Raw genomic sequence first — 25,769 nt, forward strand, 5'->3', positions numbered from 1 at the left:
GCCTCGCACTCTACGCCGCCCGGTCCGTGGGCCCCGGCGTCAGTGCGCGCCGGCTTCGACCAGGATCACGCCGCCGACGATCACGGCGAGACCGATCGCGGTCATGACCGAGATGTGATCGCGGAACAGGACGCGCCCGAGGACGGCGGTGGCGGCGACGCCGAGCGCCGCCCAGACCGCGTACGCGATGCCGACCGGCATGCCCAGCGCCAGCACCGCACCCAGCAGCACGTAAGAGGCCAGGTAGCCCAGGACGATGGCCGGGATGTGGCGACGGCGGCGGAAGCCCTCGGAGGCGCGCAGGCTCAGGGTGGCGGTCACTTCGGAGGCGATCGCGCCGAGCAGCAGCAGCCAGGTCATGAGGCGCTCCCGGTATCTCCGCGGGCGTGCCTGGTGCCCAACTCGGCGAGCAGCACGCCGGCGATGATCACCCCGAGCCCGACGAGGGAGAGCGGGCTCAGCGCCTCGGCGAACAGCGCCGCCGCAGCGAGCGCGGTGAGCGCCACGCCGATCGCGGACCAGATGCCGTAGGCCACGCCCACGGGCATGCCGCGGGTGAGCACGATCCCGAGCAGCCAGAACGACCCGCCGTACCCGAGCACGACCACGCACAGCCACCACCAGGATCCGCCCGTCGACACCGCTCGCAGGCTGAGCGTCGCACTGACCTCCAACACGATCGCGAGCAGCAGGGGCGGCCAGGCGCTGGGCAGGTGACGACCACCGGCCCCGGCATCAGGGGCCTGGCCCGCCGGCTCAGGCGAGGACATCGTCGAGCAGCGGGTGCAGATGCCGGGAGCGCAGCGTCCGCGCGGCGTTCGCGGCGCCGGCCGCCAGCGCGTCGTCCACCGCATGGCCCGCCAGCGTCGCATCGAGCACGCCGGCGAAGAAGGCATCGCCGGCGCCATTGGTGTCGACGACGTCGACCGGCACCGCCGCCACGCGATGCAGCGCGCCTTCGCCGTCGACGGCGATCGCGCCGTCGGCCCCGAGCGTGCAGACGGCGAGGGAGGCCCCCGCGTCGATGCAGTCGCGCAGGAAGCCCTCGGGATCCGAAAGCCGGTCGGCGTTGCAGAAGATCACGTCCGCAGCGGCGACGAATGGCCGGTGGAACGTCGCGGTTCCGTCGTAGTCGTGCAGATCGACCCAGATCGGGGCCCCGGCCGTGCGCGCCTCGTCGATCGCGGCGAGCCCCTCGGCGGAGAGGTCGAGCACGATCGCGGCGGCGCCGGCGAGCGCGGGCTCATCGCCGGCGAGGTCCTCCCACCCCGGGGCGAGCTCGGGCGATGACAGGAACACCGAGACCCGCTCGCCGGCATCCGTCATGAGGTTCAGATGGCGTTCGGAGACGGTGGCCTCGCGGAGGCCCAGCAGGGGCACCCCGGCTCTTCCGAGCGCATCGCGGATCCGCAGTCCCGCCGCGTCGCGGCCGACCCGCGCGCGCAGGGACACGGCGCGCCCGAGTCCGTGCAGACTCAGCGCCTTGCCGGCGCTCGTTCCGCCGACCGTCTGCCAGTCCGCCTCCGCGAACTGCATGTGCGGCGTCGGCTCCGGCAGCCGGTCCAGCAGCACGATCGTGTTCCACGACACCGCCCCGACGACGGCGACCCGCCCCGCATCGGGGGCTTCACTCATCGAAGCCCTCGGCGATCAGCTCGACCAGCTCCTCCCGCTCCTCGACGGGGAGGAACGCACCGGCGGCGGCGTTGAACTGGAAGGACTCGAGGTCCTCGAGGTCGTAGCCGAACGCGTCGACGAGCAGCGCCATCTCCCGCGTCAGCGAGGTCGCGCTCATCGTGCGGTTGTCGACGTTCACGGTCACCGCGAAGCCCAGCTGGTAGAGCAGATCGAACGGATGGTCCGCGAACTCGGTCCCCCAGGCGGCGATCGCGCCGGTCTGCAGGTTGGACGACGGCGAGAGCTCGAGCGGAATCTCCCGGTCGCGCACCCAGCGCGCCAGATCGCCGAAGCGGACCTGCACCTCCTCGCCGTCGCGGTTGACGATCTCCAGATCCTCGGCGATCCGCACGCCGTGACCGAGGCGCAGCGCGCGGCCGTCGACCAGCGCGGAGCGGATCGAGTCCGGTCCCGCAGCCTCGCCCGCGTGCACGGTCGTGGGGAACATCTGCCCGGCCAGGTACTCGAAGGTCTCCCGGTAGCGCGAGGACGGGTACCCCGCCTCGGGGCCCGCGGTGTCGAAGCCGACCACGCCGCGATCCCTGTTGGCGACGGCGAGTTCGGCGATCTCGCGCACACGCTCGGTCTGACGCATCGCGGAGAGCAGCTGTCCCACCCGGATGCTCTTGCCGCGGCTCTCCGCGGCGTCCTCCGCCTCGTCGATGCCGTCCTGCACGGCGTCGACCGCCTGCTGCAGGCTGAGTCCGTTCGCGAGGTGCAGCTCGGGCGCCCAGCGCACCTCGCCGTACACGACGCCGTCGCGCACCAGGTCCTCGACGAACTCGCGCGAGATGCGGCGCAGGTTCTCCGCGCTCTGCATCACGGAGAGGGAGACGTCGAACGTCTTCAGGTAATCGACCAGGGATCCGGCCGACGCCTGGGTGCGGAACCACATCGCGAGCCCGGTCGGGTCGGTGTGCGGCAGTTCGATCCCCGCCGCGTCAGCGAGCTCGATGATCGTGGCGGGGCGCACTCCGCCGTCGAGGTGATCGTGCAGCGAGACCTTGGGGAGGCTCCGAAGGGACAGACCCTCGACCTCCAGGTCGCCGTTCGCGTCGATGGGCATGACAGATCCTTCCTCAGCGGTCGATCGATGGGAATCGTCAGGGATGTTCCGAGAGGAACCGGACAGGGCGCCGCGCAGACGCCGCGCCCGGAATCAGCCTAGGCCGTGATGCGCTCGCGCACGAGGGGCGCGCGCTCGATGTGCTCTGCGCCGATCTCCCACGCGCCGTCCACCGCCTCCAGCGCACGGTCGAACCGCGCCGCGTCGTCGGCGGACAGCGTGAACACCGGGTCGCCGGCGCGCACGGCATCGCCGGGCTTCACGTGCAGGTCGATGCCCGCGGCGAACACCACCGCGTCCTCCGCGCGGGCGCGGCCCGCTCCCAGGCGCCAGGCGCCGATGCCGAACGGCAGCGCGTCCATGCGGGTCACGAATCCGTCCGATGCGGCGGTCACGGTGTGCGTCTCGCGTGCGGTCGGCAGAGCCGCATCGGGGTCGCCGTCCTGCGCCCGGATCATGGCCTTCCACGAGTCCATCGCGCGGCCGTCGTCCAGCGCCTTCTCCACGTCGGCGTCGGGCTGTCCGCTGAGCGCCAGCATCTCCCGGGCGAGCGCGATCGTGAGCTCGCGGATGTCCGCGGGGCCGCCTCCGGCGAGCACCTCGACCGATTCGCGGACCTCGTTCGCATTGCCGATCGCGAGGCCCAGCGGCACGTTCATGTCCGTGAGGAGCGCGGTGGTCTGCACACCGGAGTCGGTGCCGAGCGCCACCATGGTGCGGGCGAGTTCGCGAGCGCGATCGATGTCCTGCATGAAGGCGCCGGATCCGAACTTCACGTCCAGCACCAGCGCGTCGGTGCCCTCGGCGATCTTCTTGGACATGATGCTCGAGGCGATCAGCGGGATCGCCTCGACCGTGCCGGTGACGTCGCGCAGCGCGTAGAGCTTCTTGTCGGCGGGAGCGAGACCGGATCCGGCCGCGCAGATCACCGCGCCCACGTCACCCTGCAGCTGCGCGAACATCTCCTCGTTGCTGAGTGCGGCACGCCAGCCGGGGATCGATTCGAGCTTGTCCAGGGTGCCGCCGGTGTGGCCGAGCCCACGGCCGCTCAGCTGCGGCACCGCCACGCCGAAGCAGGCCACGAGCGGGGCCAGCGGGAGCGTGATCTTGTCTCCCACGCCGCCCGTGGAGTGCTTGTCGACGGTCTTCTTGCCGAGGGCGGCGAAGCTCATCCGCTCCCCGGACGCGATCATGGCGTCGGTGAGCACGCGGATCTCGTCGCGCTCCATGCCGCGCTGGAAGACCGCCATCGCGAACGAGGCCATCTGCGGATCCGTGACGTAGCCGCGCGTGTAGGCGTCGACCATCCAGCGCAGTGCCGGCTCGGGCACGGTCCCGCCGTCGCGCTTGGCACGGATGACATCCACCGCGTCGAAAGGCTCGACCGCACTCATCGGACGTTCTCCAGATCTCTCGGCCCGAACGCGTCGGGCAGCACTTCGTCGATGGTCCTGATCCCGGACACCGTCTCCAGCAGCATCCCCGGCGCGGAGTGCTCGTACAGCAGCTGCCGGCAGCGGCCGCACGGCATGATCGTGTCGCCCTCGCCGTTCACGCAGAGGAACGCGACGAGGCGTCCTCCGCCCGACATGAACAGATCGCCCACCATCGCGCACTCGGCGCACAGGGTGACGCCGTAGGAGGCGTTCTCGACGTTGCAGCCGGAGACGATCCGTCCGTCGTCGACGAGCGCGGCAGCGCCCACGCGGTAGTGCGAGTACGGCGCGTAAGCCTTGTGCTGTGCTTCGTCGGCGACGCGGCGCAGCTCATCCCAGTCGATGTCCATGAAACGCCCTCCTAGGACTTGATGTACGGCTTGCCGTCGGCCGCGGGGGCCTTGATCTGCCCCACGAACCCGACGACCGCGAGGATCGTCACCACGTACGGCAGCATCAGCATGAACTCGCCGGGGATGGGCGTGCGCAGCACCGCGAGCAGGTTCTGCAGGTTCGTCGCGAAACCGAACAGCAGCGCAGCGAGCGCCGCGCGCACCGGATCCCAGCGCCCGAAGATCACCGCGGCGAGCGCGATGAAACCGAGCCCCGCCGTCATGTCCTTGGTGAACTGCGGCACCGAGACCAGGGTGAAGTAGGCGCCGCCGATGCCGGCGATCGCTCCGGCGAGCTGCAGGTTCCAGAACCGCGTCGGGTTCACCTTGATACCGACGGTGTCCGCCGCGTGCGGGTGCTCGCCGACGGCGCGCACGCGCAGGCCCCAGCGGGTGCGGTACATGCCCCAGGCCACCAGCGCGACCACGACGTACATCAGGTAGACGAGGAAGGTCTGGTTGAACAGAGCAGGGCCGATCACGGGGATATCGCCCAGGACCGGGATCTTGATCAGCGAGAACCGGGTAGGGCTGTTCAGCGTCTGCGCGTTCGGCGCGAGCACGCCCTGATACAGGAAGCCGGTCAGGCCCGAGGCGAAGACGTTGAGGACCACGCCGACGATGACCTGGTCGACGAGGTACTTGATCGCGAACGCGCCCAGCACGAGCGAGATCAGGATGCCGCCCAGCATCGCACCGATGAGACCCACGAACGGGTTGTGCGTGAGAGAGCCGAGGATCGTCGCCGTGAATGCGCCGAGCAGGAACTGTCCCTCGATCGCGACGTTGACGACACCGGCGCGCTCGCCGATCACCCCGGCGAGGGCACCGAAGACGAGCGGCACCGCGAGCGAGATGGATCCTCCGAGCAGGCCGGTGAGCGTGATCGCGCCCGCTGCACCCGCACCCGCCCAGGTGAGGAACGCGGTCATCGCGAGCACCGCGTACACGATCGGCACCCACAGGGGGATCTTCCGGTACTGCAGCGCGGCGATCAGTGCCAGCACGCCGAGTCCTACTGCGATCACCCACGTGGTCCAGAGCACCGGTCCCGCGGGGACGGCGACGTCGCCGAGGCGGATCACTGCGCTCGCCTCGGACAGGCGGAACGTCGTGGTCCCGTAGCGGGGCACGAACAGGAACAGCAACCCGAGCAGGGCGACGATCGCCAGCAGCGTGATCGGGACCTTCAGCGAGCGGACCTTGACGACGGTGGGCGCGTCGAGCACGGGTGCCGAGGTGAGGGAGGTGCTCATGCTGCCGCCGCCTTCGTGTCGGAGGAATCGGAGTTCTTGGCCGCCCGGCGCGCGATCCGCGCCTTGGAACGCTGTGAGCGCTCCGAGTCGTCCTTGGGCAGGAAGAAGATGGTGCGGATCAGCGGCGGCGCCGCGATGAACAGCACGATCAGCGACTGCACCACGAGCACGATGTCGACGGGGATCGACTGGAGCGCCTGCATCGGGAACGAACCCGCCTTCAGCGCGCCGAACAGCAGTCCGGCCCAGAACGTGCCCCACGCACGGCTGCGCCCGAGCAGCGCCACCGTGATGGCGGTGAAGCCGATACCGGCGTCGATGCCGCCGTCGAAGCCGCTCGTGATCGTGCTCTGGATCTGGAACATGCCGGCCAGGCCGGCAAGTCCCCCGGAGAACAGCATCGCGTAGATGTAGACGCGCGGGACGCTGATCCCCGCGGCCCGTGCCGCATTGGGGTTCTCCCCCACGGCGCGCATCCGGAAGCCGAGACCGGACCGCTCGACCAACCACCACACGAACAGCGTCGCGACGATCACGATCGGGAAGCCCCAGTCGATCAGGTCGAGTCCGGGGAGCTTGGGCAGAATCGCGCTCGGAGGGGTGGGTCGGGAGATCGGCTGAATCTGACCAGGCCGCTGCAGCAGCTGCGGCACCTGCACCATCCACGTCACGAAGTAGAACGCGACGTAATTGAGCATGATCGTGAGGATGACCTCGTGCGCACCGGTGCGTGCCTTCAGCAGGCCCACGAGCCCGCCCCAGAGCGCCCCAGCGGCGATGCCGACGATCAGGGTGAGCGGGATCTGGATGATCGCAGGCAGGTTCAGCTGGAACGTCACGAGCGCCGCCGCCGCGCAGGCGATGAGCATCTGGCCGCGGGCGCCGATGTTGAACAGGCCGACGCGGAACGCCACCGCGATGCCGAGGCCGGCGGCGATGAGCGGCGCGGCGAAGGAGATCGTGTTGCCGAGCGGCCTCACGGCGGACCAGAAGTCGCTGGCTCCGAAGTCGATGATCGATCCGTTGAACAGCGCGGAATAGGCGCCGATCACTGCGCTCCAGGCGGCGCCCAGCGTGTCGGTGGGACGCGCGAAGAAGTACCCGGCCGCCGCCTGCACATCGGGGTTGGTGACGGCGATCAGCACCCCGCCGACGATGAGCGCCAGGAGGATCGCCAGCACCGTGGTGACCGCGCTCCCGCGCAGGATCTCCCGGAGCACACGGTTCGAGACCGGGATCTCCTGGATGTTGCGGGTCATCGGCGGTTGAGGTGCGGGCGCGACCGGACCGCCGTCCGCGCTGGGCGCGGGCTCGGGTGCCGGCGTGCCGGAGGTGGGCGCGGATTCGTTGCTCATGCGGCTGCCTCCGTGGGGTTCTCGCCGGCCATCATCAGGCCGAGCACGTCGCGCGGGGTGTCCCCCGGGACGATGCCGACGATGCGGCCGCGGTACATGACCGCGATGCGGTCGGCGAGGGCGGTGACCTCGTCCAGTTCGGTCGACACCACGATCACCGGGATGCCGGAGTCGCGGGTCTCGACGATGCGCTTGTGGATGAACTCGATGGATCCGACGTCCACGCCGCGCGTGGGCTGCGAGGCGAGCAGCAGCTTGAGGTCGCGGTTGAGCTCGCGCGCGATGACGACCTTCTGCTGGTTGCCGCCCGACAGGGATCCAGCCGCCTGGCCCGGTCCCTGCGTGCGGATGTCGAACTCCACGATGCGCTCCTTCGCGAACGTGTCGAGCACGCCGCGCATGATGGTCCCGAAGCGGGTGAAAGCGGGGTCATCGGAGCGGTCGAGGATGAGGTTCTCCGCGACGGAGAATGCGCCCACGAGACCATCCTCGTTGCGGTCCTCCGGGACGAACCCGACGCCGGCCTCGAGCACCTGGTGCACGTTGCGGCCGATCAGCTCCATGCCGTCGAGCGAGATGGATCCGGTAGAGCGCGCACCCAGTCCCATGATCGCCTCGGCCAGCTCGGTCTGCCCGTTGCCCTGCACGCCGGCGACGGCCAGCACCTCGCCCGGGCGCACATCGAAGCTGATGTCGTCGACCACGACGACGCCGTCCGGCGCGATCACACGCAGGCCCTTGACGTGCAGCCCGCCTTCGCCGATCTTGGGCGGATCCTTGTGCACCGTCAACTCGACCGCGCGCCCCACCATCATCGAGGCGAGCTCGGTGTTCGAGGACTTCGGGTCGGCCTCGCCGACCACCCGGCCCAGACGGATCACGGTGATCTTGTCGGCGATCGCGCGAACCTCGCGAAGCTTGTGCGTGATGAACACGATCGCTGTGCCCTCGTCGCGCAGCTGCTTCATGATCTCCATGAGTTCGTCGGTCTCTTGAGGGGTGAGCACCGCGGTCGGCTCGTCGAACACGAGCACCTTCGCGTCACGGCTCAGAGCCTTGATGATCTCCACGCGCTGCTGCACGCCGACCGGCAGGTCCCCCACGATCGCGTCCGGATCGACCTCGAACCCGAACCGCGAGGCGACCTCGCGCACGTGATCGCGCGCCGCCGCGATGTCCAGCACGCCGAGCGCCTTGGACTGCTCGTGCCCGAGCATGACGTTCTCTGCGACGGTGAACACCGGGATGAGCATGAAGTGCTGGTGCACCATGCCGATGCCGGCCGCCATCGCATCGCCGGGGCCGCGGAAGTGCTGCGGCACGCCGTCAAGCAGGATCTCGCCCTCGTCGGCCTGATACAGGCCGTAGAGGACGTTCATCAGGGTCGACTTGCCGGCCCCGTTCTCGCCCAGCAGGGCGTGGATCTCGCCAGGTTCGACGACCACGTCGATGTGGTCGTTGGCGACCAGGGATCCGAAGCGCTTGGTGATGCCGCGGAGCTCGAGCTTCATAACTGTGACCCTATCCGGGAAGGGGGGACTCAAGAAGAGCGCGGGGCGCCGGATCCCGCCATCGCGCCGGTCGGCGACGATGGCGGGATCGGAGCGCCCCGCGTCAGAGGGGGTTACTTCGGGGACGCGGCCGATTCGACCTTGATGTCGCCCTTGATGATCTTGTCCTGCAGCGCCTTCAGCTCGTCGGTCAGGCCCTTCGGGAGCTTGCTCTCGAAGTCGTGGAACGAGGACAGGCCCACGCCGTTGTTCTGGAGCGTGCCGACGTACGGGGTCGGGTCGAAGCTGCCCTTGGCAGCGTCGAGGACCGTGGTGTTGACCGCGTCGTCGATGCGCTTCATGACCGAGACCAGGATCTGGTCGGCGACGGACGGGTCAGCCGCGGCGAGGTCGGAGTCGACGCCGAGCATGACCGTCTTCTTGCCGCTGTCCTTGATCGCAGCGCTGGCCGAGAGGTAGATCGGACCGCCGACCGGGAAGATCACGTCGACGCCCTGACCCAGGATCGAGTTCGCGGTCTGCTTGGCGGTGTCGTTCGCGGCGAAGGCGCCGGTGAACGAACCGTCCTGCGCGGCCTTGTCCCAGCCGACCGAGGCGACGTTTCCGCCCTTGTCCTCGTCGTACTTCTTGACGCCGTCGACGAAGCCGTCCATGAAGATCGTCACCGGCGGGATCTTCATTCCGCCGAAGGTGCCAACCTTGTTGGCGCCCTCCTGCGCCGACCATGCCGCTGCGGCGTAGCCGCCGAGGTACGCGGCCTGGGCGGTGTCGAAGAGGATCGGCTTGATGTTCGGCGCGTCCGGCTTGCCGTCGTTGTTGGTGTCGGCCAGCGAGTCGATGATGCCGAAGTTGATCTTCGGGTTCGCCTGCGCGGCGGTGGAGATCGCGGCGTCGAGCTTGAAGCCGACGCCGATGATCATGGTGCACTTGCCGGAGATCAGCGAGTCGATGTTGCTCTTGTAGTCGTTGTCCGACTTCGACTCGACCTCGAGGGCCTTCACGCCGAGGGTCTTGGCCGCCTTGTCCATGCCGATCTTGGCCGACTCGTTGAAGGACTTGTCGTTGAAGCCGCCGCTGTCGGAGACGAGGCAGGGCTTGAAGTTCGCGTCGGCCGGCTTGGCACCGCCGCTCGAGCTCGCCGGAGCAGGAGCGGATCCGCAACCTGCGAGGGCGACGATGACACCGGCGGCGATGGTCGCGCCGATCAGCTTCTTGGTGATGGTCACACGGGCCTCCAGAAAACGAGCCCGCGGCCATCGCGGGTCACTTGAAAGTTACCGACTATGACGAAGATCGGGCATCCTCGTCCGTGTCGCTGGAGTCAATGGTTACAAACATGAGATCACATGCGCTCGTCCATGCTCATATGAGCAGAGCACCCGGGTCATCCCCGCTTTCGTGCAGGCCCGTGCGCATCTGCGGATGATCGCGGGGGCCTCAGAGCACGTCGCCGCGCCCGGTGAGCTTGAGCGACTCCACCACGCCCTTCACCCGCTGCGCGTGCTCGATGGTCGTCACGAGCAGCGCGTCCGGAGTGTCCACCACGACGATGTCCTGCACGCCGACCAGGCTGATCACCCGCGAGGTCTGGCTGACCAGGATCCCGCTCGCCGCGTCCGACAACACCCGCGCGGAGGGACCGAGCACGGCGAGGTCGTTCTTGCGCCCGTTCAGGATGAGCTTCGTGAGCGACGCGAAGTCCCCCACGTCGTCCCAGTCGAAGTGGCCCGGCACCACCGCGAGCCGGCCGCGCTCCGCCGCCGGTTCGGCGACCGCGTAGTCGATCGCGATCTTCGGCAGCGCCGGCCACACCCGATCCACCGCGGGTCCGCGTCGCTCCCGGTCGTCCCACGCCTCGGCGAGCTCCATGAGACCGGCGTACAGGGCGGGCTGGTGCAGTTCGATCTCCGCCAGAAGCACGTCGGCCCTTGCGATGAACATGCCCGCGTTCCAGAGGTAGCTGCGGTCGGCGACGTACTTCCTTGCCGTGGCGAGGTCGGGCTTCTCCACGAACCGCTCCACCAGGGCGGCCTCTCGCGCACCCTCGATCTCGAGCTCCGTCCCCTGCTTGATGTAACCGAAGCCGACCGCCGGCTCTGTCGGCGTGATGCCGATCGTGACGATGTACCCCTCTCGCGCGACCTCGACGGCGTCACGTACGGCGAACTCGAACACGCGGGTGCCGCGGATGACATGATCCGCGCTGAAGGATCCGATGATCACATCTGGGTCGCGTCGGTGCAGGATCGCTGCCGCGAGCCCGATCGCCGCCGCCGACTCGCGCGGCTCGGACTCCAGGAACACGTTCTTGTCGGCGATGCCCGGCAGTTGCGCCTCCACCGCAGCGCGGTGCGCGCGCCCGGTCACCACCGCGATCCGGTCGGGGCCGGTCAGCGGCTCCAGCCGGTCCCAGGTGTCGCGCAGCAGCGACTGTCCGGATCCGGTCAGATCGTGAAGGAACTTCGGCGCATCGGCCCGGGACAGTGGCCACAGCCGGCTCCCGATGCCTCCGGCGGGGATGACGGCGTAGAAGTCAGGGATCGGCTCGCGCATGGGATCCAGCGTAGCGAGGGCCCCGTCGCCACCTGCTCAGAGCATCTCCAGCGGCACCGGACAGGCAGGGGCGGGGAAGCGTGCATCGATCGCCGAGAGCACCTCCGCAGGCAGCTCGACATCGATTGCCGCGGCGTTGTCCCGCGCGTGCGCGACGTCGCCCGCCTTGGGGATCGCCAGCACGTCTCCGGAGCGGATCACCCAGGCGAGCACCAGTTGCGCCACCGTCAGCCCGATCGATGAAGCCAGCTCCGCGAGCACGGGATCGCCGAGCACACGCGCCTGCTCGAGCGGCGAGTACGCCATCGCCGGAATCCCGCGGCGGCGCAGCAACGGGAGCAGATCGAGCTCGGGCCCGCGGCGGGACGGGTTGTAGAGGATCTGATCGGTCGCGGCTCCCGCGGGAAGCTCGGCGAGGTCGTCCGGATCCAGGTTGCTCACGCCCCAGTCCAGGATGTCGCCGGCGTCGCGCAGGTCCTCGAACGCGGCGACGGTCTCCTCGAGCGGCACCGGCCCGCGCCAGTGCAGCAGGTACAGGTCGAGCCGGTCGGTGCCGAGCCGGGCGAGGCTGTCGTGCGCCGCTCGACGGATCCCGGCCGCGTCGGCGTGATGCGGGAGCACCTTGCTCACCAGGAACGCGTCGTCGCGCCGCCCGCGGATCGCCTCCCCCACCCGTCGTTCGGAGCGGCCGGATCCATACATCTCCGCCGTGTCGACGACGCGCAGACCGGCGTCGAGCCCCACCTGGATCGCCGCGATCTCCTCGTCCCGTCGCGCCGGATCGTCGCCGACGTTCCAGGTGCCGATGCCGATGCTCGGGACGATGGCGCCGTTCGGGAAGCGAATGCTCATGCCCTCACGGTAGGACGTCGGTCGCCGTGCCCACGATCGCATCCATGCATGGTTCCGATCGCAGAACCGCATGATCGCTAAGGGTCGCCTTCGTCGCTCCCAGCCATCTGACAGGAATAGGATGAGGGGGATCGGACGCCTGCGCGCCGCGATCCTTCGCTATCGATCAGGGAGGACGACTGTGTCCGCAAGCACGCGCTTGACACCTTCGATTGCGGAAACCACGTCCAAGACGCCGCGCGGCACCCTCTACCGGGGTCGCGAGGGCATGTGGTCCTGGGTTCTGCATCGCATCACCGGAATCTCCATCTTCTTCTTCCTCCTGGTGCACGTGCTCGACACGTCGCTCATCCGGGTCTCGCCGGAGGCGTACGACGCGGTCCTCGGCACGTACAAGAACCCGATCATGGGGCTCGGCGAGACTGTGCTCGTCGCCGCGATCGTTTTCCACGCGCTGAACGGGCTGCGGATCATCCTCATCGACGTGTGGTCGAAGGGCGCCCAGTACCAGAAGCAGATGTTCTGGGTCGTGATCGGCCTCTGGCTGGTGCTGCTGGCCGGCTTCGTGCCGCGCCACCTGATCAACGTGTTCTCTCACGTGGGAGGTGCGAGCTGATGGCCGCGGACGTCTTCACCACCCAGCACATGGCGGCCCCGCGCCGCAGCAAGGGCGTCAACCTCGAGAAGTGGGGCTGGATCTACATGCGCGTCTCGGGCGTCGTGCTCGTCGTGCTGATCTTCGGCCACCTCTTCGTCAACCTCATGCTCGGCGAGGGCATCCACGCGCTGGACTTCGCCTTCGTCGCCGGCAAGTACGCCACGCCCTTCTGGCAGTGGTGGGACGTGCTGATGCTGTGGCTGGCCCTCATCCACGGCGCCAACGGCATGCGCACCGTCGTGAACGACTACGTCGGCCACACGGGCATCCGCAAGACCCTGCTGGTCGTGCTCGGCCTGGCCACCGCACTCCTCGTCCTGCTCGGCACCCTCGTCGTGTTCACCTTCGACCCCTGCAACGGCGTGTTCGAGAGCGGCGCCATGTGGGACACCTGCAAGGCGCTGGGCAAATAGCCCGGCGACCACCGGCGAGACCAGCTCCCCCGCGGCAGCGGCGACCAAGCTCAGAGAATAGGCAGAACCAGTGACCACTGAGACCCAGGATTCCGTCGTCAAGAACGGCGTGCACCACCATCAGTTCGACATCGTGATCGTCGGCGCCGGCGGCGCCGGCATGCGAGCGGCGATCGAGGCCGGCCCCGGCGCGAAGACCGCGGTGATCTCGAAGCTCTACCCCACCCGCTCCCACACGGGCGCGGCGCAGGGCGGCATGGCCGCGGCGCTCGCGAACGTCGAGGAGGACAGCTGGGAGTGGCACACCTTCGACACCGTCAAGGGCGGCGACTACCTCGTCGACCAGGACGCGGCGGAGATCCTCGCCAAGGAGGCCATCGACGCAGTCATCGACCTCGAGAACATGGGCCTGCCGTTCAACCGGACGCCCGAGGGCAAGATCGACCAGCGCCGCTTCGGCGGACACACGGCCGAGCACGGCAAGACGCCCGTGCGCCGGGCCTGCTACGCCGCCGACCGCACCGGCCACATGATCCTGCAGACGCTGTTCCAGAACTGCGTGAAGCTCGGCATCAACTTCTTCAACGAGTTCTACGTGCTCGACCTCATCACGGTGAAGGACGAGGCGGGCAAGACCGGCATCGCCGGCGTCGTCGCCTACGACCTGTCCACGGGCGAGCTGCACGTCTTCCACGCCAAGGCCGTGATCTTCGCGACCGGCGGCTTCGGCAAGATCTTCAAGACCACCTCGAACGCGCATACCCTGACCGGCGACGGCGTCGGGATCGTGTGGCGCAAGGGCCTGCCGCTCGAGGACCTGGAGTTCTTCCAGTTCCACCCGACCGGCCTGGCCGGCCTCGGGATCCTGCTCACCGAGGGCGCGCGCGGTGAAGGCGCGATCCTGCGCAATGCCTCGGGCGAGCGCTTCATGGAGCGCTACGCCCCCACGATCAAGGACCTCGCGCCGCGCGACATCGTCGCCCGCTGCATGGTGCAGGAGGTCGCGGAGGGCCGCGGCGCCGGCCCGCACAAGGACTACGTGCTGCTGGACTGCACGCACCTCGGTGCCGAGGTCCTGGAGACGAAGCTCCCCGACATCACGGAGTTCGCGCGCACCTACCTCGGCGTCGACCCGGTCGTCGAGCCGGTCCCCGTGATGCCGACGGCGCACTACGCCATGGGCGGCATCCCGACCAACAACAACGGCGAGGTGCTCGCCGACAACGACACGATCGTCCCGGGCCTGTACGCGGCCGGCGAGTGCGCGTGCGTGTCGGTGCACGGCGCGAACCGCCTCGGCACGAACTCCCTGCTCGACATCAACGTGTTCGGCAAGCGCAGCGGACGCAACGCCGTCGAGTACGTCAAGACCGCCGACTTCCTGCCCCTCCCCGAGGCCCCGGAGACCGCGGTCAAGGAGATGCTCGAGGGCCTGCGCAACAACGCCGGCACCGAGCGCATCGCGGTCCTGCGCAAGAAGCTCCAGGAGGAGATGGACAAGGGCGCGCAGGTGTTCCGCACGCACGAGTCCCTCGAGCACGTGCTCGGCGTGATCGCCGAGCTCCGCGAGCGCTACAAGAACGTGCACGTCGACGACAAGGGCAGCCGCTTCAACACCGACCTGCTCGAGGCCGTCGAGCTGGGCTTCCTCCTCGACATCGCCGAGGTCGTCGTCTACGCCGCGCAGAACCGCGAGGAGAGCCGCGGCGGTCACATGCGCGACGACTTCCCGAAGCGCGACGACGAGAACTACATGCAGCACACGATGGCGTACCTGACCGGCGACCCGCACTCGTCGACGCCGAGCGACCACATCAAGCTCGACTGGAAGCCGGTCGTGTTCACCAAGAACGAGCAGGGCGAGTTGAACTACCCGCCGATGGAGAGGAAGTACTGATGTCCGCCGTCGCCACGGAAACCGCCGCAGAGGCCGTCGTCGAAGACACGGGCGTGCAGTCCTTCCTCGTCACGTTCAACATCCGCCGCTTCGACCCCGAGGTCGACAGCGAGCCGCACTGGGTCGACTACGACGTGGAGCTGTACTCCACCGACCGCGTGCTCGACGCGCTGCACAAGATCAAGTGGGAGGTCGACGGATCCCTCACGTTCCGCCGCTCCTGTGCGCACGGCATCTGCGGATCCGACGCGATGCGCATCAACGGCCGCAACCGCCTCGCCTGCAAGACGCTGATCAAGGACCTGGACATCTCCAAGCCGATCTACGTCGAGGCGATCAAGGGCCTGCCGCTGGAGAAGGACCTCGTCGTCGACATGGATCCGTTCTTCGCGGCGTACCGCGAGGTGAAGCCGTTCCTGCTCGCGACCAGCGAGCCGGAGAAGGGCAAGGAGCGCGTGCAGTCGATCGCCGACCGCGCGATCTTCGACGACACCACCAAGTGCATCCTGTGCGCCGCGTGCACCTCGTCGTGCCCCGTGTTCTGGACCGACGGGCAGTACTTCGGCCCGGCCGCGATCGTGAACGCGCACCGCTTCATCTTCGACTCCCGCGACGACGCCGCCGACGTGCGCCTCGACATCCTCAACGACAAGGAGGGCGTGTGGCGCTGCCGCACAACCTTCAACTGCACCGAGGCATGCCCCCGCGGCATCGAGGTCACCAAGGCGATCGCCGAGGTCAAGCAGGCGGTCCTGCGCGGCCGTCCCTGATCCGCCGGCCCCCGAGCCTGTCGAAGAGGCGCCACCCCTTGCGGGTGGCGCCTCTTCGCGTGTCAGCCGGTCGCTAGGGTGAGTGCGTGGCGGAATCCGATTCGGAGCTGAGAGCGCGACTCGAGGCGCCGATCGAGCGCGCCGCCGCGCTCACCCGCCGCACAATGCGGGCGTTCCCGATCCGGGTATGGCGCCGGTTCCTGCAGCGCAACGGATTCCTGCTCTCCGCGGGCATGAGCTACCAGGGCCTCTTCGCCGTGTTCGGGCTGCTCTACATCGCGTTCGCCTCGGCCGGTCTCTGGCTCGGCGGCAGCGAACGGGCGATCGCCCTGCTCACCGCGATCGCGAACAGCTACATCCCCGGCATCATCAGTGATCACGGCCTCGTCCACCCCGATGACGTGCAGTCGCTCGCCTCCGAAGCCAGCAGCGTGCTGAGCATCACGGGGATCGTCGCCGCCGTCGTCGTCACGTGGACCGGGATCACCGCGGTGACCTTCACCCGGCGCGCCGTGCGCGACATCTTCGGGCTGCCTTACGACGGCCGCAGCTTCGTGCTGCTGAAGCTGCGCGACGGCGTCGCCGGGATCCTGTTCGGTCTGGCGCTGCTGGTCGGATCGGTGCTCGGCTTCGCCGGGGTATGGGCGCTCCGGCAGGTGCTCGACCTGCTCGGCTGGCATCTCGGCGCCACCGCCTTCGACCTGCTCACCCGGGCCGGGTCGGTCGTGGTCATGTTCGCGATCGATTCCGCGGCGATCGCACTGCTCGTGCGGTTCCTCACCGGCACCAGGCTCGCCTGGCGCACCATCCTCCCCGGAGCGATGCTCGGCGGCGGCGCGGTGGTGGTGCTGCAGCTCGGGGCCGGGCTGCTGCTCGCCCACACCCCGGGCAATCCGCTGCTGGCGACCTTCGCCGTGATCATCGCGATGCTGCTCTGGTGCCGCTGGGTGGCGGTCGTGATCCTGGTCGCCGCGGCGTGGATCGCGCTCACGGCCGAGGACCGCGACCAGCCCCTCCAGGAGGTCGACGAGGACGCCGCGCACCGCGCGGAGCTCGCGGCCCTCGTTCTGGCCGCCGAGGTGCGCGTGCGCCGGGCCGAGCAGGCGCACGACGCCGCACCGTGGTGGCGCCGTGCCGCGACGGCCCGCGCGGTGCGCGAGGCTCACGACGACTGGGGCGATGCGCTCGCCGAGCAGGCGGCGGCAGCGCCCGCTGATGACGAGGAGGGCCTGCTCGGGCTGCTGCTGGAGGGCCCGCGCCGCAGTGAACCGCGCACCGATGCGCCGACCGAAGCACGGCCGCGTCGTCGCACCCCGGACGTGGGAAGCGATGTCGGAGGCGCTCGTTAGGCTGGAGACCATGCCCCACCTGCGTATCGCCACGGTCAACGTCAACGGGATCCGCGCCGCGGTCCGCAACGGAATGCATGGCTGGCTCGACGCCGCCGACGTCGATGTCCTCACCCTGCAGGAGGTGCGCGCGCAGGACGAGCACCTGGAGCAGGCGTTCCCCGGCTGGTCGATCCTGCACGACGAAGCCACGGCGAAGGGCCGCGCCGGCGTCGCCGTGCTCAGCCGGATCCCGGCGACCGCATCGCGGACTGCGCTCGGACCCGAGGATTTCGACTCGAAGGGCCGCTGGCTCGAGGCCGACTTCGATCTCGGTGGCGTCCCGCTCACGGTCGTCAGCGCCTACGTGCACAGCGGTGAGGCGGACACCCCCAAGCAGGAAGAGAAGTGGAAGTTCCTCGACGCGATGACCACGCGCATGGGCGAGCTGGGTGCAGACGACGCCCTCTCGCTCGTCACGGGCGATCTCAACGTCGGGCATCGGCCCCTCGACATCCTGAACTGGAAGGGCAACGTCAAGAAGGCCGGCTTCCTCGCGCGCGAGCGTGCGTACTTCGACCGTTTCCTCGGCGCCGCGGGGGAACCTGCGATCGGTCAGGAGGGCATCGGCCGGGGAATGGTGGGCCAGCTCAGCGACACGCGCCCCTTCGTGGCGGAGGGCGACGGCAAGGGCCTCGGCTGGGTCGATGTGGGACGCGTCGCTGCGGGCGAGGTCGCCGGCCCGTACACCTGGTGGACGATGCGCGGCCAGGCCTTCGACAACGACTCCGGCTGGCGCATCGACTACCACCTCGCCACGGCACCTCTCGCGGCACGGGCGACGAACTACCGCGTCGCACGCGCCGCCACCTACGCCGAGCGCTGGAGCGACCACACTCCGGTCATCGTCGACTACACGTACTGAGCTGCCGCACGGTGCGTCGCCGCGCTGTGGTCGAGGCTCCGAACGCACGGTCGGGCGCTCGATCCCGTCCCCATAGGATTGTTCTGTGACGAAACCCCGCCTCTACTCCGGAATGCAGCCCTCCGCCGACTCTCTCCAGGCCGGCAACTACATCGGGGCGCTGCTGCAGTGGCGGGACCTGCAGAACTCCTACGACGCGTTCTTCTCCGTGGTCGACCTGCACGCGCTGACCCAGCCGAACGACCCGGCGGAGCTCCGGGAGAAGACCCGCCGCACCGCCGCCCAGTACATCGCGGCGGGGATCGAGCCGTCGAAGTCGACGCTGTACGTGCAGTCGCATGTGCGCGCGCATGCCGAGCTCGCGTGGATCCTGTCGACCATTACCGGGTTCGGCGAGGCCGGTCGCATGACCCAGTTCAAGGACAAGTCGGCACGGTACGGCACCGACGCGACCTCGGTCGGCCTGTTCACGTACCCGGTGCTGATGGCCGCCGACATCCTGCTCTACCAGACGGATGTCGTGCCGGTGGGCGACGATCAGAAGCAGCACGTCGAGCTGACCCGCGACCTCGCGGAGCGGTTCAACGCGCGCTACGGCGAGACGTTCGTGGTGCCGATCCCGGTGATCCAGAAGGACACCGCGCGCATCTACGACCTGCAGAACCCCACCTCGAAGATGTCGAAGTCGGCCGAGTCGGACGCCGGCGTGCTGTGGCTGCTGGACGACCCGGCCAAGTCGGCGAAGAAGATCATGCGCGCCGTGACCGACAACGAAGGATCCGTCCGGTACGACCGCGAGGACAAGCCCGGCGTCTCCAACCTGCTGACGATCTACGCAGCCCTCACCGGCCGTCAGATCGCGTCCATCGAGGACGAGTACGCGGGCCGCGGCTATGGCGACTTCAAGAAGGGGCTCGCCGAGGTCGTCGTGAACGAGTTCGGCCCGGTGCGCGACCGCGCGAACGAGCTGCTCGCGGATCCCGCCGAGCTGGACCGGATCCTCGCCGCCAACGCCGCCCGCGCCGACGAGGTCGCCGACCGGACCCTCGCCCAGGTGTACGACAAGGTCGGCCTGCTCCGCCGAGTCTGAGTCGGCGGTCGGGCGGGTGCTCGGCGGTGTTCGGCGTGCTTCGGCGTGCCGAACTCAGTCGATCCGGTGCTGCGCCGGCGCGTTCTGCGATCGGGCCCCGAGATCGACTGAGTTCGTGACGCTGCGGCGGCGTGCCGGTCGGAAGCCGCGCATGCCCCGCAGCGCCGCCACCACGCCCTCTCGGTCGTACATGATGTCCTCGGCGATCAGTCGCAGCACGCAGAGTCCCTGCGCCGCCGCCTGACGGTCCCGCGCGTAGTCGCGGCGCCGCTGCGCCCAGTCCTCGTGATGCGCCCGGGAGTCGCACTCGACCACGAGCCAGCCGTCGAGCAGCAGATCCACCCGGCCGAAGTCGAGCAGCACCTGCACGGCGACATCGAACCCCAGCGCGCGGGCGGCGATGCGCACGAGCGTCTCCGGTCCGGACTCCGCCCGCCCGTCCACGAGGCGACGGAGCACGCGCGTGCGCCGGGGGGCGAGCTCGAAGACCTCGTCGAGCCCGTCGAGGTCGATCAGCCCCTGATGGAGGGCGCTGTCCAGCGACGCCACGGCGTCCCGCGGTTCCTGGCAGGCGAGCGATTGCGCGAGTGCATCGACGAGGGGGACGGCGAGGTCGTTCCAGGGCGCGGAGCACGCCCGCCAGTGCCGGACGATCAGTGCCGAGGGGAGAGCGTGACGCGAGGAGTGCGGCGTCATCTGCAGGTGCAGCGGATGCCGTTCGCGGACGAAGACGCCGGCGAGCGCGAGCGCACTCACGCAGTCGGCCCGCCCGCCGAACCGTCCCGCCTCGAGCGCGTACTCCGGGCAGCGCGCCGTCGTGTACTGCCCCTGTCGCAGCCGGATCAGCGTCCCATGCTGCACCGCCTGCGCGATCATCCTGCCGGTATACCCCTGGGCGCGCAGTTCGAAGGTCCTGAATCGCTGGTCGATCATCCCCCCGAGGGTGGCCGTTCGCGAGTTGCCATGGGCTCTCGCCGCCGGAATCTGTGAAGACTGCGGATTCTGCCGCGCCTGTGCAGGACGATGCGGACGGCGTCGCCAGTTCCGGGCTCGGGCACTCGCCGTTCCGAACTCAGTCGATCGCGCACCGGATGACCTCGTCGATCGGTTCTGCGGCGGGATCGACTGAGTTTCGCACGTACGTGGACGATCCGGGCCGGGCGGCGGGCCTAGGCTGAACCGATGGAACCGGTCGAGCTGCGCACACCTCGCCTGGTCCTGCGCGCCCCGACCTCCGCCGACGTCGAAGCGATCTCGGAGGCGTGCCAGGACCCGGAGATCCCGCGCTGGACCACTGTGCCGAGCCCCTACGGTCGCGCGGACGCCGAAGACTACGTCCGGCTCGTCGGTGAGTGGTGGGAGGACGGATCCCAGAAGGTGTGGGCGGCGTACGCCAACGGCACGCTGATCGCGTCGATCGGACTGCATCACATCGTCGAGCACCCGACGGGCGGCGACGCCGAGCTCGGCTACTGGGTGGCCGCGCCTGCGCGCGGACGCGGATACCTCACCGAGGCCGCTTGCGCCGTGATCGACTGGGGATTCGCCGAGCTGGGTCTCGCCCGAATCCGGTGGCGCGCCGTGGTCGGCAACGTGCCGTCGGCGCGGAGCGCCCGGGCGCTCGGGTTCCGCTACGAAGGCCTCCTGCGGCAGGGACTGCCGGGGCCGCGAGGCCGGGACGACGGATGGAGCGGCGCGCTGCTGCGCAGCGACGACCGCGCTCCCGTGGACTGGCCGATCGACCTCGGCTGAGCCCTCCCCTGAGCGCTTCGGCGGCCGTCATCCGGACCGCCCTGCCCCCGATGTCGCACGGGGGTGGCAGGATGATCCCATGCCGGAGATGCCTGAGGTGCAGGGGCTGGTCGACTTCCTCGCGGAGCGCGCGGTCGGGCTCACCATCACCCGCGCCTCGGTGTCGGCGATCGCGGCGCTGAAGACCTTCGACCCGCCCGTGACCGCACTGGCGGGGTCACGGATCGACGGTGCAGCACGCCACGGGAAATTCGTGGATCTGACGCTGAAGAGCGACACCGAACCGCACCTGCACCTCGTCTTCCACCTCGCCAAGGCCGGATGGCTGCGCTGGTACGACGCCCTCCCCACCACGCTGATCCGCCCGGGCAAGTCGCCGATCGCGTTGCGGATCGCGTTCGACGACGGCAGCGGCTTCGACCTCACCGAGGCGGGCACGAAGAAGTCCCTCGCCGTGTACGTCGTCCGCGATCCGGCCGATGTACCCGGCATCGCACGACTGGGGCCTGACCCGTTGGATCCGTCCTTCACCCGCGACGTGTTCGCGGCGCTGCTCGAGGGCCGGCGCACGCAGATCAAAGGTCTGCTTCGGGACCAGGCGGTGATCGGCGGCATCGGCAACGCCTACTCGGACGAGATCCTGCACGCCGCCAGGATGTCGCCCTACGCGCCCGCCGGCGGTCTAAACGAGGCAGAGGTCACCGGGCTGTACGACGCGATGCAGTCGACGTTGCGTGAGGCCGTGGCAGAGGCGAGCGGCAAGCCGCCAGCCGAACTCAAGGACGCGAAACGACGAGGGATGCAGGTGCACGCCCGCAGGGGGGAACCCTGCCCGGTGTGCGGCGACACGGTGCGCAGTGTGTTCTTCGCCGACCGATCGCTGGAGTACTGCCCCACCTGCCAGACCGGCGGCAAGGTGCTCGCGGACCGTCGGCTGTCGCGGCTGCTGAAGTGAGCCGGAACGACATGGGGCGTCACAGATGCATCCGCCGGAATGAAACCGGCATCCGCGCGTTGACTAAGCTGAGAGCAACACAACGTGCTCCGGGGTCGGTGAGAATCCGAACCGGCGGTGACAGTCCGCGAACCGAGGATCCGACACGGATCCGAGGCCGATCCGGTGCAATTCCGGGACCGACGGTGATGCGAGCGAAGGCTCGCGAGTCCGGATGAGAGGCAGCACGCACGATCGACGTGCGCCCCGACCCCGGTGATCTGGACCAGGATGAAGAAGGCGACATGACGGCGACAGCGGCGGAGCGGGCGGCGATGACGCACGCGCTCGAGATCGCGCGCCGCGGCCCGCGCGGGCTGAACCCGCAGGTCGGCGCCGTGATCCTCTCCCCCACCGGCGACGTGCTCGCCGAGGGCTGGCACCGTGGCGCGGGAACCCCGCACGCCGAGGTCGATGCGCTCTCGAAGCTCGCGCCGGCCGAGCTCCGCGGCGCGACCGCCGTGGTGACGCTCGAACCGTGCAATCACACCGGCCGCACCGGTCCGTGCGCCCAGGCACTCATCGACGCCGGCGTGGCCCGCGTCCTTTACGCGCTCGACGATCCTGGCGTGCGATCCGGCGGCGGCGCGGAGCGGATGCGCGCCGCCGGCCTCGACGTCGTCGCCGGTGAGCAGGCCGACGCCGCCGAGGCTCTGATCGGCGACTGGCTCACGGTGCAGCGCCTCGGCCGTCCGCATGTGACGGTGAAGTGGGCGCAGAGCCTGGACGGCCGCGCCGCCGCGGCGGACGGATCCAGCCAATGGATCACCGGCCCCGCGGCCCGCGCCGACGTGCACCGCCGTCGTGCCGCGGCCGACGCGATCATCGTGGGCACCGGCACGGTGCTGGCCGACGACCCTGCCCTCACCGCCCGCGACGGCGATGCCCTGCTCCCCCGCCAGCCCGTCCCCGTGGTCATCGGCGCGAGGGAGACTCCCGCCGAGGCCGCCGTGCGCCGCCATCCGCACGCGCCGCTGTTCTACACCGAGCACGACCTCACCGCGATCCTCGCGGATCTCCGCGATCGTGGGATCCAGCGCGTCTTCGTGGAAGGCGGGCCGACCCTGGCCAGTGCGTTCCTCGCCGAAGGGCTGATGGACGAGGTCCTGGCCTACCTGGCCCCCGTGCTGATCGGCGGACCGAAGCTGGCCCTCGGCGACATCGGCGTGTCCTCGATCGGTGAAGCCCGGCGCCTGGTCGTCGATGAGTGGCTGCCGCTCGGCCCGGATCTGCTGGCGATCGCCCGGCCGGCCGCCGCCCAGGCGGCCGCCGCCGAAAACGACGCGACGGTGAACGCCGTCCCCGCAGACGAGAACACCTCCCGGAACGAACCCTCCCGGAGCGAAGGAGAAGCCTGATGTTCACCGGAATCATCGAGGAGATCGGCGAGATCACTGCGATCACGCCCGCCGGCGACGGCTGGCGCCTGACCGTGCGCGCCCCGAAGGCCGCGTCCGACGCGGTGCACGGCGAGTCCATCGCCGTGAGCGGCGTGTGCCTCACCGTGGTCGGATCCACCTCCGACGCCTTCGACACCGACGTCATGAAGCAGACGCTCGATGTCGCCGCGATCGGCGGCGCGACGGTGGGCACGCGGGTGAACATCGAGAAGGCGATGCCGGTCGGCGCCCGCCTCGGCGGCCACATCGTGCAGGGCCACGTCGACGGCGTCGGTGAAGTGCTCGAGGTGCGGCCCGGTGCACAGTGGAGCGTGCTGCGCATCTCGCTGCCGCACGACCTCGCCCCGCTCGTCGTGGACAAGGGATCCATCTCGGTCGACGGCACATCGCTGACCGTGAGCGCAGTCAGCGAGCCCCCTTCGACAGGCTCAGGGACCGATTCAACCCCACAGGACTGGTTCGAGGTTTCGCTCATCCCCGAGACCCTCGCGGCGACCACGCTCGGATCCCGCGCCGTCGGCGACCGGGTGAACCTGGAGACCGACATCCTCGCCCGGCACGTCGAGCGGCTGCTCGCGTTCCGTGCCGCAGACGCCGGCGCCGACCGCGCCGCCACACCGGAAGGAGGCTCGCGATGAGCCTTTCCACGATCGCCGAGGCGCTGGAGTCGCTCCGCGCCGGCCGCCCCGTGCTCGTCGCGGATGACGAGAACCGCGAGAACGAAGGCGACGTCATCCTCTCGGCCGAGCTCGCGACCCCCGAGTGGATCGCATGGACCGTGCGCTGGACCTCCGGGTACCTGTGCGCACCCATGCCCGCCGACATCGCCGACGCGCTGAACCTGCCCCCGATGGTCGAGGCCAACGAGGACGCGCGCAGCACCGCGTACACGATCAGCGTCGACGCAGCCTCCGGCGTCACCACCGGCATCAGCGCCGCCGACCGTGCCCGCACTTTGAACGTGCTGGCCGACGCGGCGTCCCTGCCGAACGACCTCATCCGTCCGGGGCACGTGCTGCCCCTGCGTGCGGTCGACGGCGGGGTGCGCCAGCGCGGCGGACACACCGAGGCGGCCGTCGAGCTGATGCGGCTGGCCGGTCTGCGCCCGGTCGGCGCGATCGCTGAGGTCGTCGCCGAGGACGGCAGCATGATGCGTCTGCCCGGACTGATGGAGCTCGGCGAGCGCGACGGGATCCCCGTGATCACGATCGAGCAGCTGATCGCGCATCTCAACGAGGTCGACCCACGGGACGAGGCCGACTGCGTCGCCAACAACACCCGTCGCCGGGTGAGCCTGCGCGCCGACGCCACCGTGCCCACGACGCACGGCGTGTTCCGTTTCCTCGCCTACAAGGACCGCATCACCGGCACCGACCACATCGCGGTCGTCTCGGGCGAGCCGACGGAGACGGCGCTGGTGCGGGTGCACTCGGAGTGCCTGACGGGCGAGGCGTTCGGATCCCTCAAGTGCGAATGCGGCCCGCAGCTGGAGGCGGCCCTCGACGCGATCGAGCAGGAGGGTGGCATCGTCATCTACATGCGAGGCCACGAGGGACGCGGCATCGGCCTGATCAACAAGCTGCGCGCGTACGCCCTGCAGGAGGAGGGCCTCGACACGGTCGATGCCAACCTCGCGCTGGGCCTCCCCGCCGACGCCCGCGACTACGCCGCGGCGGCCGGGATCCTCACCGACCTCGGTGTGAGGAAGGTGCGCCTTCTGACGAACAACACGGACAAGGTCGCGCAGCTGCGCGAACTGGGGCTCGATGTCATCGAGCAGGTGCCGCTGATCGTCGGAGTCGGCCCCAACAACCACCAGTACCTCGAGACCAAGCGCGACCGCATGGGCCACATCATCGGCGAGTCCGAGCTCGCCGCCGCCCTGGCCGCCAATGGTGCGGAGAACGGAAGGGACGACGAATGAGCGGCGCAGGAGCACCCACCACCGGCGGAATCGACGCGACCGGGCTCAATGTCGTGATCGTCGCCGGCACCTGGCACGAGACGATCACGGACGGCCTCATCGCGGGTGCCCAGCGCGTGCTCGAGGAGACAGGGGCGAACCACCGTCTGGTGCGCGTCCCCGGCTCATTCGAACTGGCCGTGGCCGCGCAGGCCGCCTTCGCGGGCGGTGCGGACGCGGTGGTCGCGCTCGGCGTGATCATCCGCGGCGGCACCCCGCACTTCGAGTACGTCTCGGCGGCCACCACCGATGGCCTCACTCGGGTCGCGCTCGACGCCGGCAAGCCCGTCGGCTTCGGCGTGCTGACGCTGGACGATGAGCAGCAGGGTCTGGAGCGTGCCGGCCTCGAGGACTCGAAGGAGGACAAGGGCGCAGAGGCGGCCGACGCCGCCTTGCGCACCGCTCAGGTCATCCGGTCGTTGCGGGGCTGATCGCCGCGACACGGAACGCCCACGGCATCCACACTCGGACGACTGCTCTG

At 69.6% G+C, this 25,769-nt stretch carries 26 protein-coding genes and 1 riboswitch; of the genes, 13 read left to right on the plus strand and 13 right to left on the minus strand.

The window, feature by feature from the left end; translation table 11 throughout:
- Positions 1–39: 39 nt before the first annotated feature.
- The 12 genes from AC1DMN_RS06640 to AC1DMN_RS06695 form a co-directional block, all read right to left on the minus strand.
- Positions 40–360 carry a DMT family transporter gene (locus tag AC1DMN_RS06640; protein ID WP_440733332.1) on the minus strand — a complete coding sequence of 107 codons (321 nt, stop codon included), beginning with the start codon at positions 358–360 and terminating at the stop codon, positions 40–42.
- Positions 357–770, minus strand: a complete 414-nt coding sequence (locus AC1DMN_RS06645) for a DMT family transporter (RefSeq protein ID WP_440733333.1) — start codon at positions 768–770, stop codon at positions 357–359. The genes AC1DMN_RS06640 and AC1DMN_RS06645 overlap by 4 nt, the downstream gene beginning before the upstream one ends.
- A complete protein-coding gene (locus tag AC1DMN_RS06650; protein ID WP_441977230.1) occupies positions 757–1,635 on the minus strand; it encodes a carbohydrate kinase family protein in 879 nt (292 codons plus the stop codon). Before AC1DMN_RS06650 ends, AC1DMN_RS06645 begins: the two co-directional genes overlap by 14 nt.
- Positions 1,628–2,743, minus strand: a complete 1,116-nt coding sequence (locus AC1DMN_RS06655) for an adenosine deaminase (protein ID WP_440733335.1) — start codon at positions 2,741–2,743, stop codon at positions 1,628–1,630. The genes AC1DMN_RS06650 and AC1DMN_RS06655 overlap by 8 nt, the downstream gene beginning before the upstream one ends.
- A 98-nt stretch (positions 2,744–2,841) precedes the next feature.
- The gene (locus AC1DMN_RS06660) at positions 2,842–4,137 is read right to left on the minus strand and encodes a thymidine phosphorylase (protein ID WP_440733336.1); all 1,296 of its coding nucleotides are present in this window, start codon (positions 4,135–4,137) and stop codon (positions 2,842–2,844) included.
- On the minus strand, positions 4,134–4,529 hold the full coding sequence (locus AC1DMN_RS06665) for a cytidine deaminase (protein ID WP_440733337.1): 396 nt from the start codon (positions 4,527–4,529) through the stop codon (positions 4,134–4,136). Before AC1DMN_RS06665 ends, AC1DMN_RS06660 begins: the two co-directional genes overlap by 4 nt.
- Before the next feature lie 11 nt (positions 4,530–4,540).
- Positions 4,541–5,827, minus strand: a complete 1,287-nt coding sequence (locus AC1DMN_RS06670; protein ID WP_440733338.1) for an ABC transporter permease — start codon at positions 5,825–5,827, stop codon at positions 4,541–4,543.
- A complete protein-coding gene (locus tag AC1DMN_RS06675; protein ID WP_477230870.1) occupies positions 5,824–7,182 on the minus strand; it encodes an ABC transporter permease in 1,359 nt (452 codons plus the stop codon). The genes AC1DMN_RS06670 and AC1DMN_RS06675 overlap by 4 nt, the downstream gene beginning before the upstream one ends.
- Entirely contained in the window at positions 7,179–8,693 is a 1,515-nt protein-coding gene (locus AC1DMN_RS06680; protein WP_477230871.1) for an ABC transporter ATP-binding protein, read from the minus strand. Before AC1DMN_RS06680 ends, AC1DMN_RS06675 begins: the two co-directional genes overlap by 4 nt.
- A gap of 113 nt (positions 8,694–8,806) precedes the next feature.
- Positions 8,807–9,919 (minus strand): BMP family lipoprotein, encoded by a 1,113-nt coding sequence (locus tag AC1DMN_RS06685; RefSeq protein WP_440733341.1) that lies wholly within the window; start codon positions 9,917–9,919, stop codon positions 8,807–8,809.
- A 211-nt stretch (positions 9,920–10,130) separates the two neighbouring features.
- Positions 10,131–11,246, minus strand: coding sequence for a mannose-1-phosphate guanylyltransferase (locus tag AC1DMN_RS06690; protein ID WP_477230872.1), 1,116 nt, complete (start codon positions 11,244–11,246; stop codon positions 10,131–10,133).
- Positions 11,247–11,282: 36 nt separating this feature from the next.
- A complete protein-coding gene (locus tag AC1DMN_RS06695; RefSeq protein WP_477230873.1) occupies positions 11,283–12,098 on the minus strand; it encodes an aldo/keto reductase in 816 nt (271 codons plus the stop codon).
- 181 nt (positions 12,099–12,279) lie between these two features.
- On the opposite strand from AC1DMN_RS06695, the gene sdhC reads away from it, so the two are divergent.
- From sdhC to trpS, 7 genes are all read left to right on the plus strand, one after another.
- Positions 12,280–12,714 carry a succinate dehydrogenase, cytochrome b556 subunit gene (gene sdhC / locus AC1DMN_RS06700; RefSeq protein WP_440733344.1) on the plus strand — a complete coding sequence of 145 codons (435 nt, stop codon included), beginning with the start codon at positions 12,280–12,282 and terminating at the stop codon, positions 12,712–12,714.
- Entirely contained in the window at positions 12,714–13,169 is a 456-nt protein-coding gene (locus AC1DMN_RS06705; RefSeq protein ID WP_440733345.1) for a succinate dehydrogenase hydrophobic membrane anchor subunit, read from the plus strand. The genes sdhC and AC1DMN_RS06705 overlap by 1 nt, the downstream gene beginning before the upstream one ends.
- A gap of 70 nt (positions 13,170–13,239) precedes the next feature.
- The gene (sdhA, locus tag AC1DMN_RS06710; protein WP_440733346.1) at positions 13,240–15,066 is read left to right on the plus strand and encodes a succinate dehydrogenase flavoprotein subunit; all 1,827 of its coding nucleotides are present in this window, start codon (positions 13,240–13,242) and stop codon (positions 15,064–15,066) included.
- The gene (locus tag AC1DMN_RS06715) at positions 15,066–15,836 is read left to right on the plus strand and encodes a succinate dehydrogenase iron-sulfur subunit (protein ID WP_440733347.1); all 771 of its coding nucleotides are present in this window, start codon (positions 15,066–15,068) and stop codon (positions 15,834–15,836) included. Before sdhA ends, AC1DMN_RS06715 begins: the two co-directional genes overlap by 1 nt.
- A gap of 86 nt (positions 15,837–15,922) precedes the next feature.
- Positions 15,923–17,185, plus strand: coding sequence for a YihY/virulence factor BrkB family protein (locus tag AC1DMN_RS06720; RefSeq protein ID WP_477230874.1), 1,263 nt, complete (start codon positions 15,923–15,925; stop codon positions 17,183–17,185).
- 10 nt (positions 17,186–17,195) lie between these two features.
- The gene (locus AC1DMN_RS06725; RefSeq protein WP_477230875.1) at positions 17,196–18,089 is read left to right on the plus strand and encodes an exodeoxyribonuclease III; all 894 of its coding nucleotides are present in this window, start codon (positions 17,196–17,198) and stop codon (positions 18,087–18,089) included.
- A gap of 85 nt (positions 18,090–18,174) precedes the next feature.
- The gene (gene trpS, locus AC1DMN_RS06730) at positions 18,175–19,179 is read left to right on the plus strand and encodes a tryptophan--tRNA ligase (RefSeq protein ID WP_441977237.1); all 1,005 of its coding nucleotides are present in this window, start codon (positions 18,175–18,177) and stop codon (positions 19,177–19,179) included.
- A gap of 54 nt (positions 19,180–19,233) precedes the next feature.
- On the opposite strand, the gene AC1DMN_RS06735 is transcribed toward trpS, so the two are convergent.
- Positions 19,234–20,112: an endonuclease domain-containing protein gene (locus AC1DMN_RS06735; RefSeq protein WP_477230876.1), complete on the minus strand. Its 879-nt coding sequence runs from the start codon at positions 20,110–20,112 to the stop codon at positions 19,234–19,236.
- Between the two features lie 249 nt (positions 20,113–20,361).
- On the opposite strand from AC1DMN_RS06735, the gene AC1DMN_RS06740 reads away from it, so the two are divergent.
- The 6 genes from AC1DMN_RS06740 to ribH all read left to right on the plus strand — a co-directional run bounded on the left by AC1DMN_RS06740 (position 20,362) and on the right by ribH (position 25,719).
- Positions 20,362–20,931 carry a GNAT family N-acetyltransferase gene (locus AC1DMN_RS06740; RefSeq protein ID WP_477230877.1) on the plus strand — a complete coding sequence of 190 codons (570 nt, stop codon included), beginning with the start codon at positions 20,362–20,364 and terminating at the stop codon, positions 20,929–20,931.
- Positions 20,932–21,010: 79 nt separating this feature from the next.
- Positions 21,011–21,886 (plus strand): Fpg/Nei family DNA glycosylase, encoded by an 876-nt coding sequence (locus AC1DMN_RS06745; RefSeq protein WP_477230878.1) that lies wholly within the window; start codon positions 21,011–21,013, stop codon positions 21,884–21,886.
- An 81-nt stretch (positions 21,887–21,967) separates the two neighbouring features.
- A riboswitch (FMN riboswitch) is annotated at positions 21,968–22,117 on the plus strand.
- 53 nt (positions 22,118–22,170) lie between these two features.
- Positions 22,171–23,283: a bifunctional diaminohydroxyphosphoribosylaminopyrimidine deaminase/5-amino-6-(5-phosphoribosylamino)uracil reductase RibD gene (gene ribD / locus AC1DMN_RS06750; protein ID WP_477230879.1), complete on the plus strand. Its 1,113-nt coding sequence runs from the start codon at positions 22,171–22,173 to the stop codon at positions 23,281–23,283.
- Complete coding sequence (locus AC1DMN_RS06755; protein ID WP_477230880.1) at positions 23,283–23,963, plus strand: riboflavin synthase; 681 nt, start codon at positions 23,283–23,285, stop codon at positions 23,961–23,963. Before ribD ends, AC1DMN_RS06755 begins: the two co-directional genes overlap by 1 nt.
- Entirely contained in the window at positions 23,960–25,249 is a 1,290-nt protein-coding gene (ribA, locus tag AC1DMN_RS06760) for a GTP cyclohydrolase II (RefSeq protein WP_440733356.1), read from the plus strand. The genes AC1DMN_RS06755 and ribA overlap by 4 nt, the downstream gene beginning before the upstream one ends.
- Entirely contained in the window at positions 25,246–25,719 is a 474-nt protein-coding gene (ribH, locus tag AC1DMN_RS06765; protein WP_440733357.1) for a 6,7-dimethyl-8-ribityllumazine synthase, read from the plus strand. The genes ribA and ribH overlap by 4 nt, the downstream gene beginning before the upstream one ends.
- The last annotated feature ends 50 nt before the right edge of the window (positions 25,720–25,769 follow it).

Source organism: Microbacterium sp. 01T413_2 (genome assembly GCF_056398985.1).

Coding starts and splice junctions, on each gene's coding strand:
- AC1DMN_RS06695 (WP_477230873.1), bottom strand. CDS start 12,098: ATGAGCATTCGCTTCCCGAACGGCGCCATCGTCCCGAGCATCGGCATC.
- AC1DMN_RS06680 (WP_477230871.1), bottom strand. CDS start 8,693: ATGAAGCTCGAGCTCCGCGGCATCACCAAGCGCTTCGGATCCCTGGTC.
- AC1DMN_RS06675 (WP_477230870.1), bottom strand. CDS start 7,182: ATGAGCAACGAATCCGCGCCCACCTCCGGCACGCCGGCACCCGAGCCC.
- ribH (WP_440733357.1), top strand. CDS start 25,246: ATGAGCGGCGCAGGAGCACCCACCACCGGCGGAATCGACGCGACCGGG.
- ribD (WP_477230879.1), top strand. CDS start 22,171: ATGACGGCGACAGCGGCGGAGCGGGCGGCGATGACGCACGCGCTCGAG.
- AC1DMN_RS06670 (WP_440733338.1), bottom strand. CDS start 5,827: ATGAGCACCTCCCTCACCTCGGCACCCGTGCTCGACGCGCCCACCGTC.
- AC1DMN_RS06755 (WP_477230880.1), top strand. CDS start 23,283: ATGTTCACCGGAATCATCGAGGAGATCGGCGAGATCACTGCGATCACG.
- AC1DMN_RS06665 (WP_440733337.1), bottom strand. CDS start 4,529: ATGGACATCGACTGGGATGAGCTGCGCCGCGTCGCCGACGAAGCACAG.
- AC1DMN_RS06655 (WP_440733335.1), bottom strand. CDS start 2,743: ATGCCCATCGACGCGAACGGCGACCTGGAGGTCGAGGGTCTGTCCCTT.
- AC1DMN_RS06645 (WP_440733333.1), bottom strand. CDS start 770: ATGTCCTCGCCTGAGCCGGCGGGCCAGGCCCCTGATGCCGGGGCCGGT.
- AC1DMN_RS06725 (WP_477230875.1), top strand. CDS start 17,196: ATGCCCCACCTGCGTATCGCCACGGTCAACGTCAACGGGATCCGCGCC.
- AC1DMN_RS06740 (WP_477230877.1), top strand. CDS start 20,362: ATGGAACCGGTCGAGCTGCGCACACCTCGCCTGGTCCTGCGCGCCCCG.
- ribA (WP_440733356.1), top strand. CDS start 23,960: ATGAGCCTTTCCACGATCGCCGAGGCGCTGGAGTCGCTCCGCGCCGGC.
- AC1DMN_RS06660 (WP_440733336.1), bottom strand. CDS start 4,137: ATGAGTGCGGTCGAGCCTTTCGACGCGGTGGATGTCATCCGTGCCAAG.
- AC1DMN_RS06735 (WP_477230876.1), bottom strand. CDS start 20,112: ATGATCGACCAGCGATTCAGGACCTTCGAACTGCGCGCCCAGGGGTAT.
- AC1DMN_RS06715 (WP_440733347.1), top strand. CDS start 15,066: ATGTCCGCCGTCGCCACGGAAACCGCCGCAGAGGCCGTCGTCGAAGAC.
- AC1DMN_RS06650 (WP_441977230.1), bottom strand. CDS start 1,635: ATGAGTGAAGCCCCCGATGCGGGGCGGGTCGCCGTCGTCGGGGCGGTG.
- AC1DMN_RS06690 (WP_477230872.1), bottom strand. CDS start 11,246: ATGCGCGAGCCGATCCCTGACTTCTACGCCGTCATCCCCGCCGGAGGC.
- AC1DMN_RS06640 (WP_440733332.1), bottom strand. CDS start 360: ATGACCTGGCTGCTGCTGCTCGGCGCGATCGCCTCCGAAGTGACCGCC.
- AC1DMN_RS06745 (WP_477230878.1), top strand. CDS start 21,011: ATGCCGGAGATGCCTGAGGTGCAGGGGCTGGTCGACTTCCTCGCGGAG.
- AC1DMN_RS06705 (WP_440733345.1), top strand. CDS start 12,714: ATGGCCGCGGACGTCTTCACCACCCAGCACATGGCGGCCCCGCGCCGC.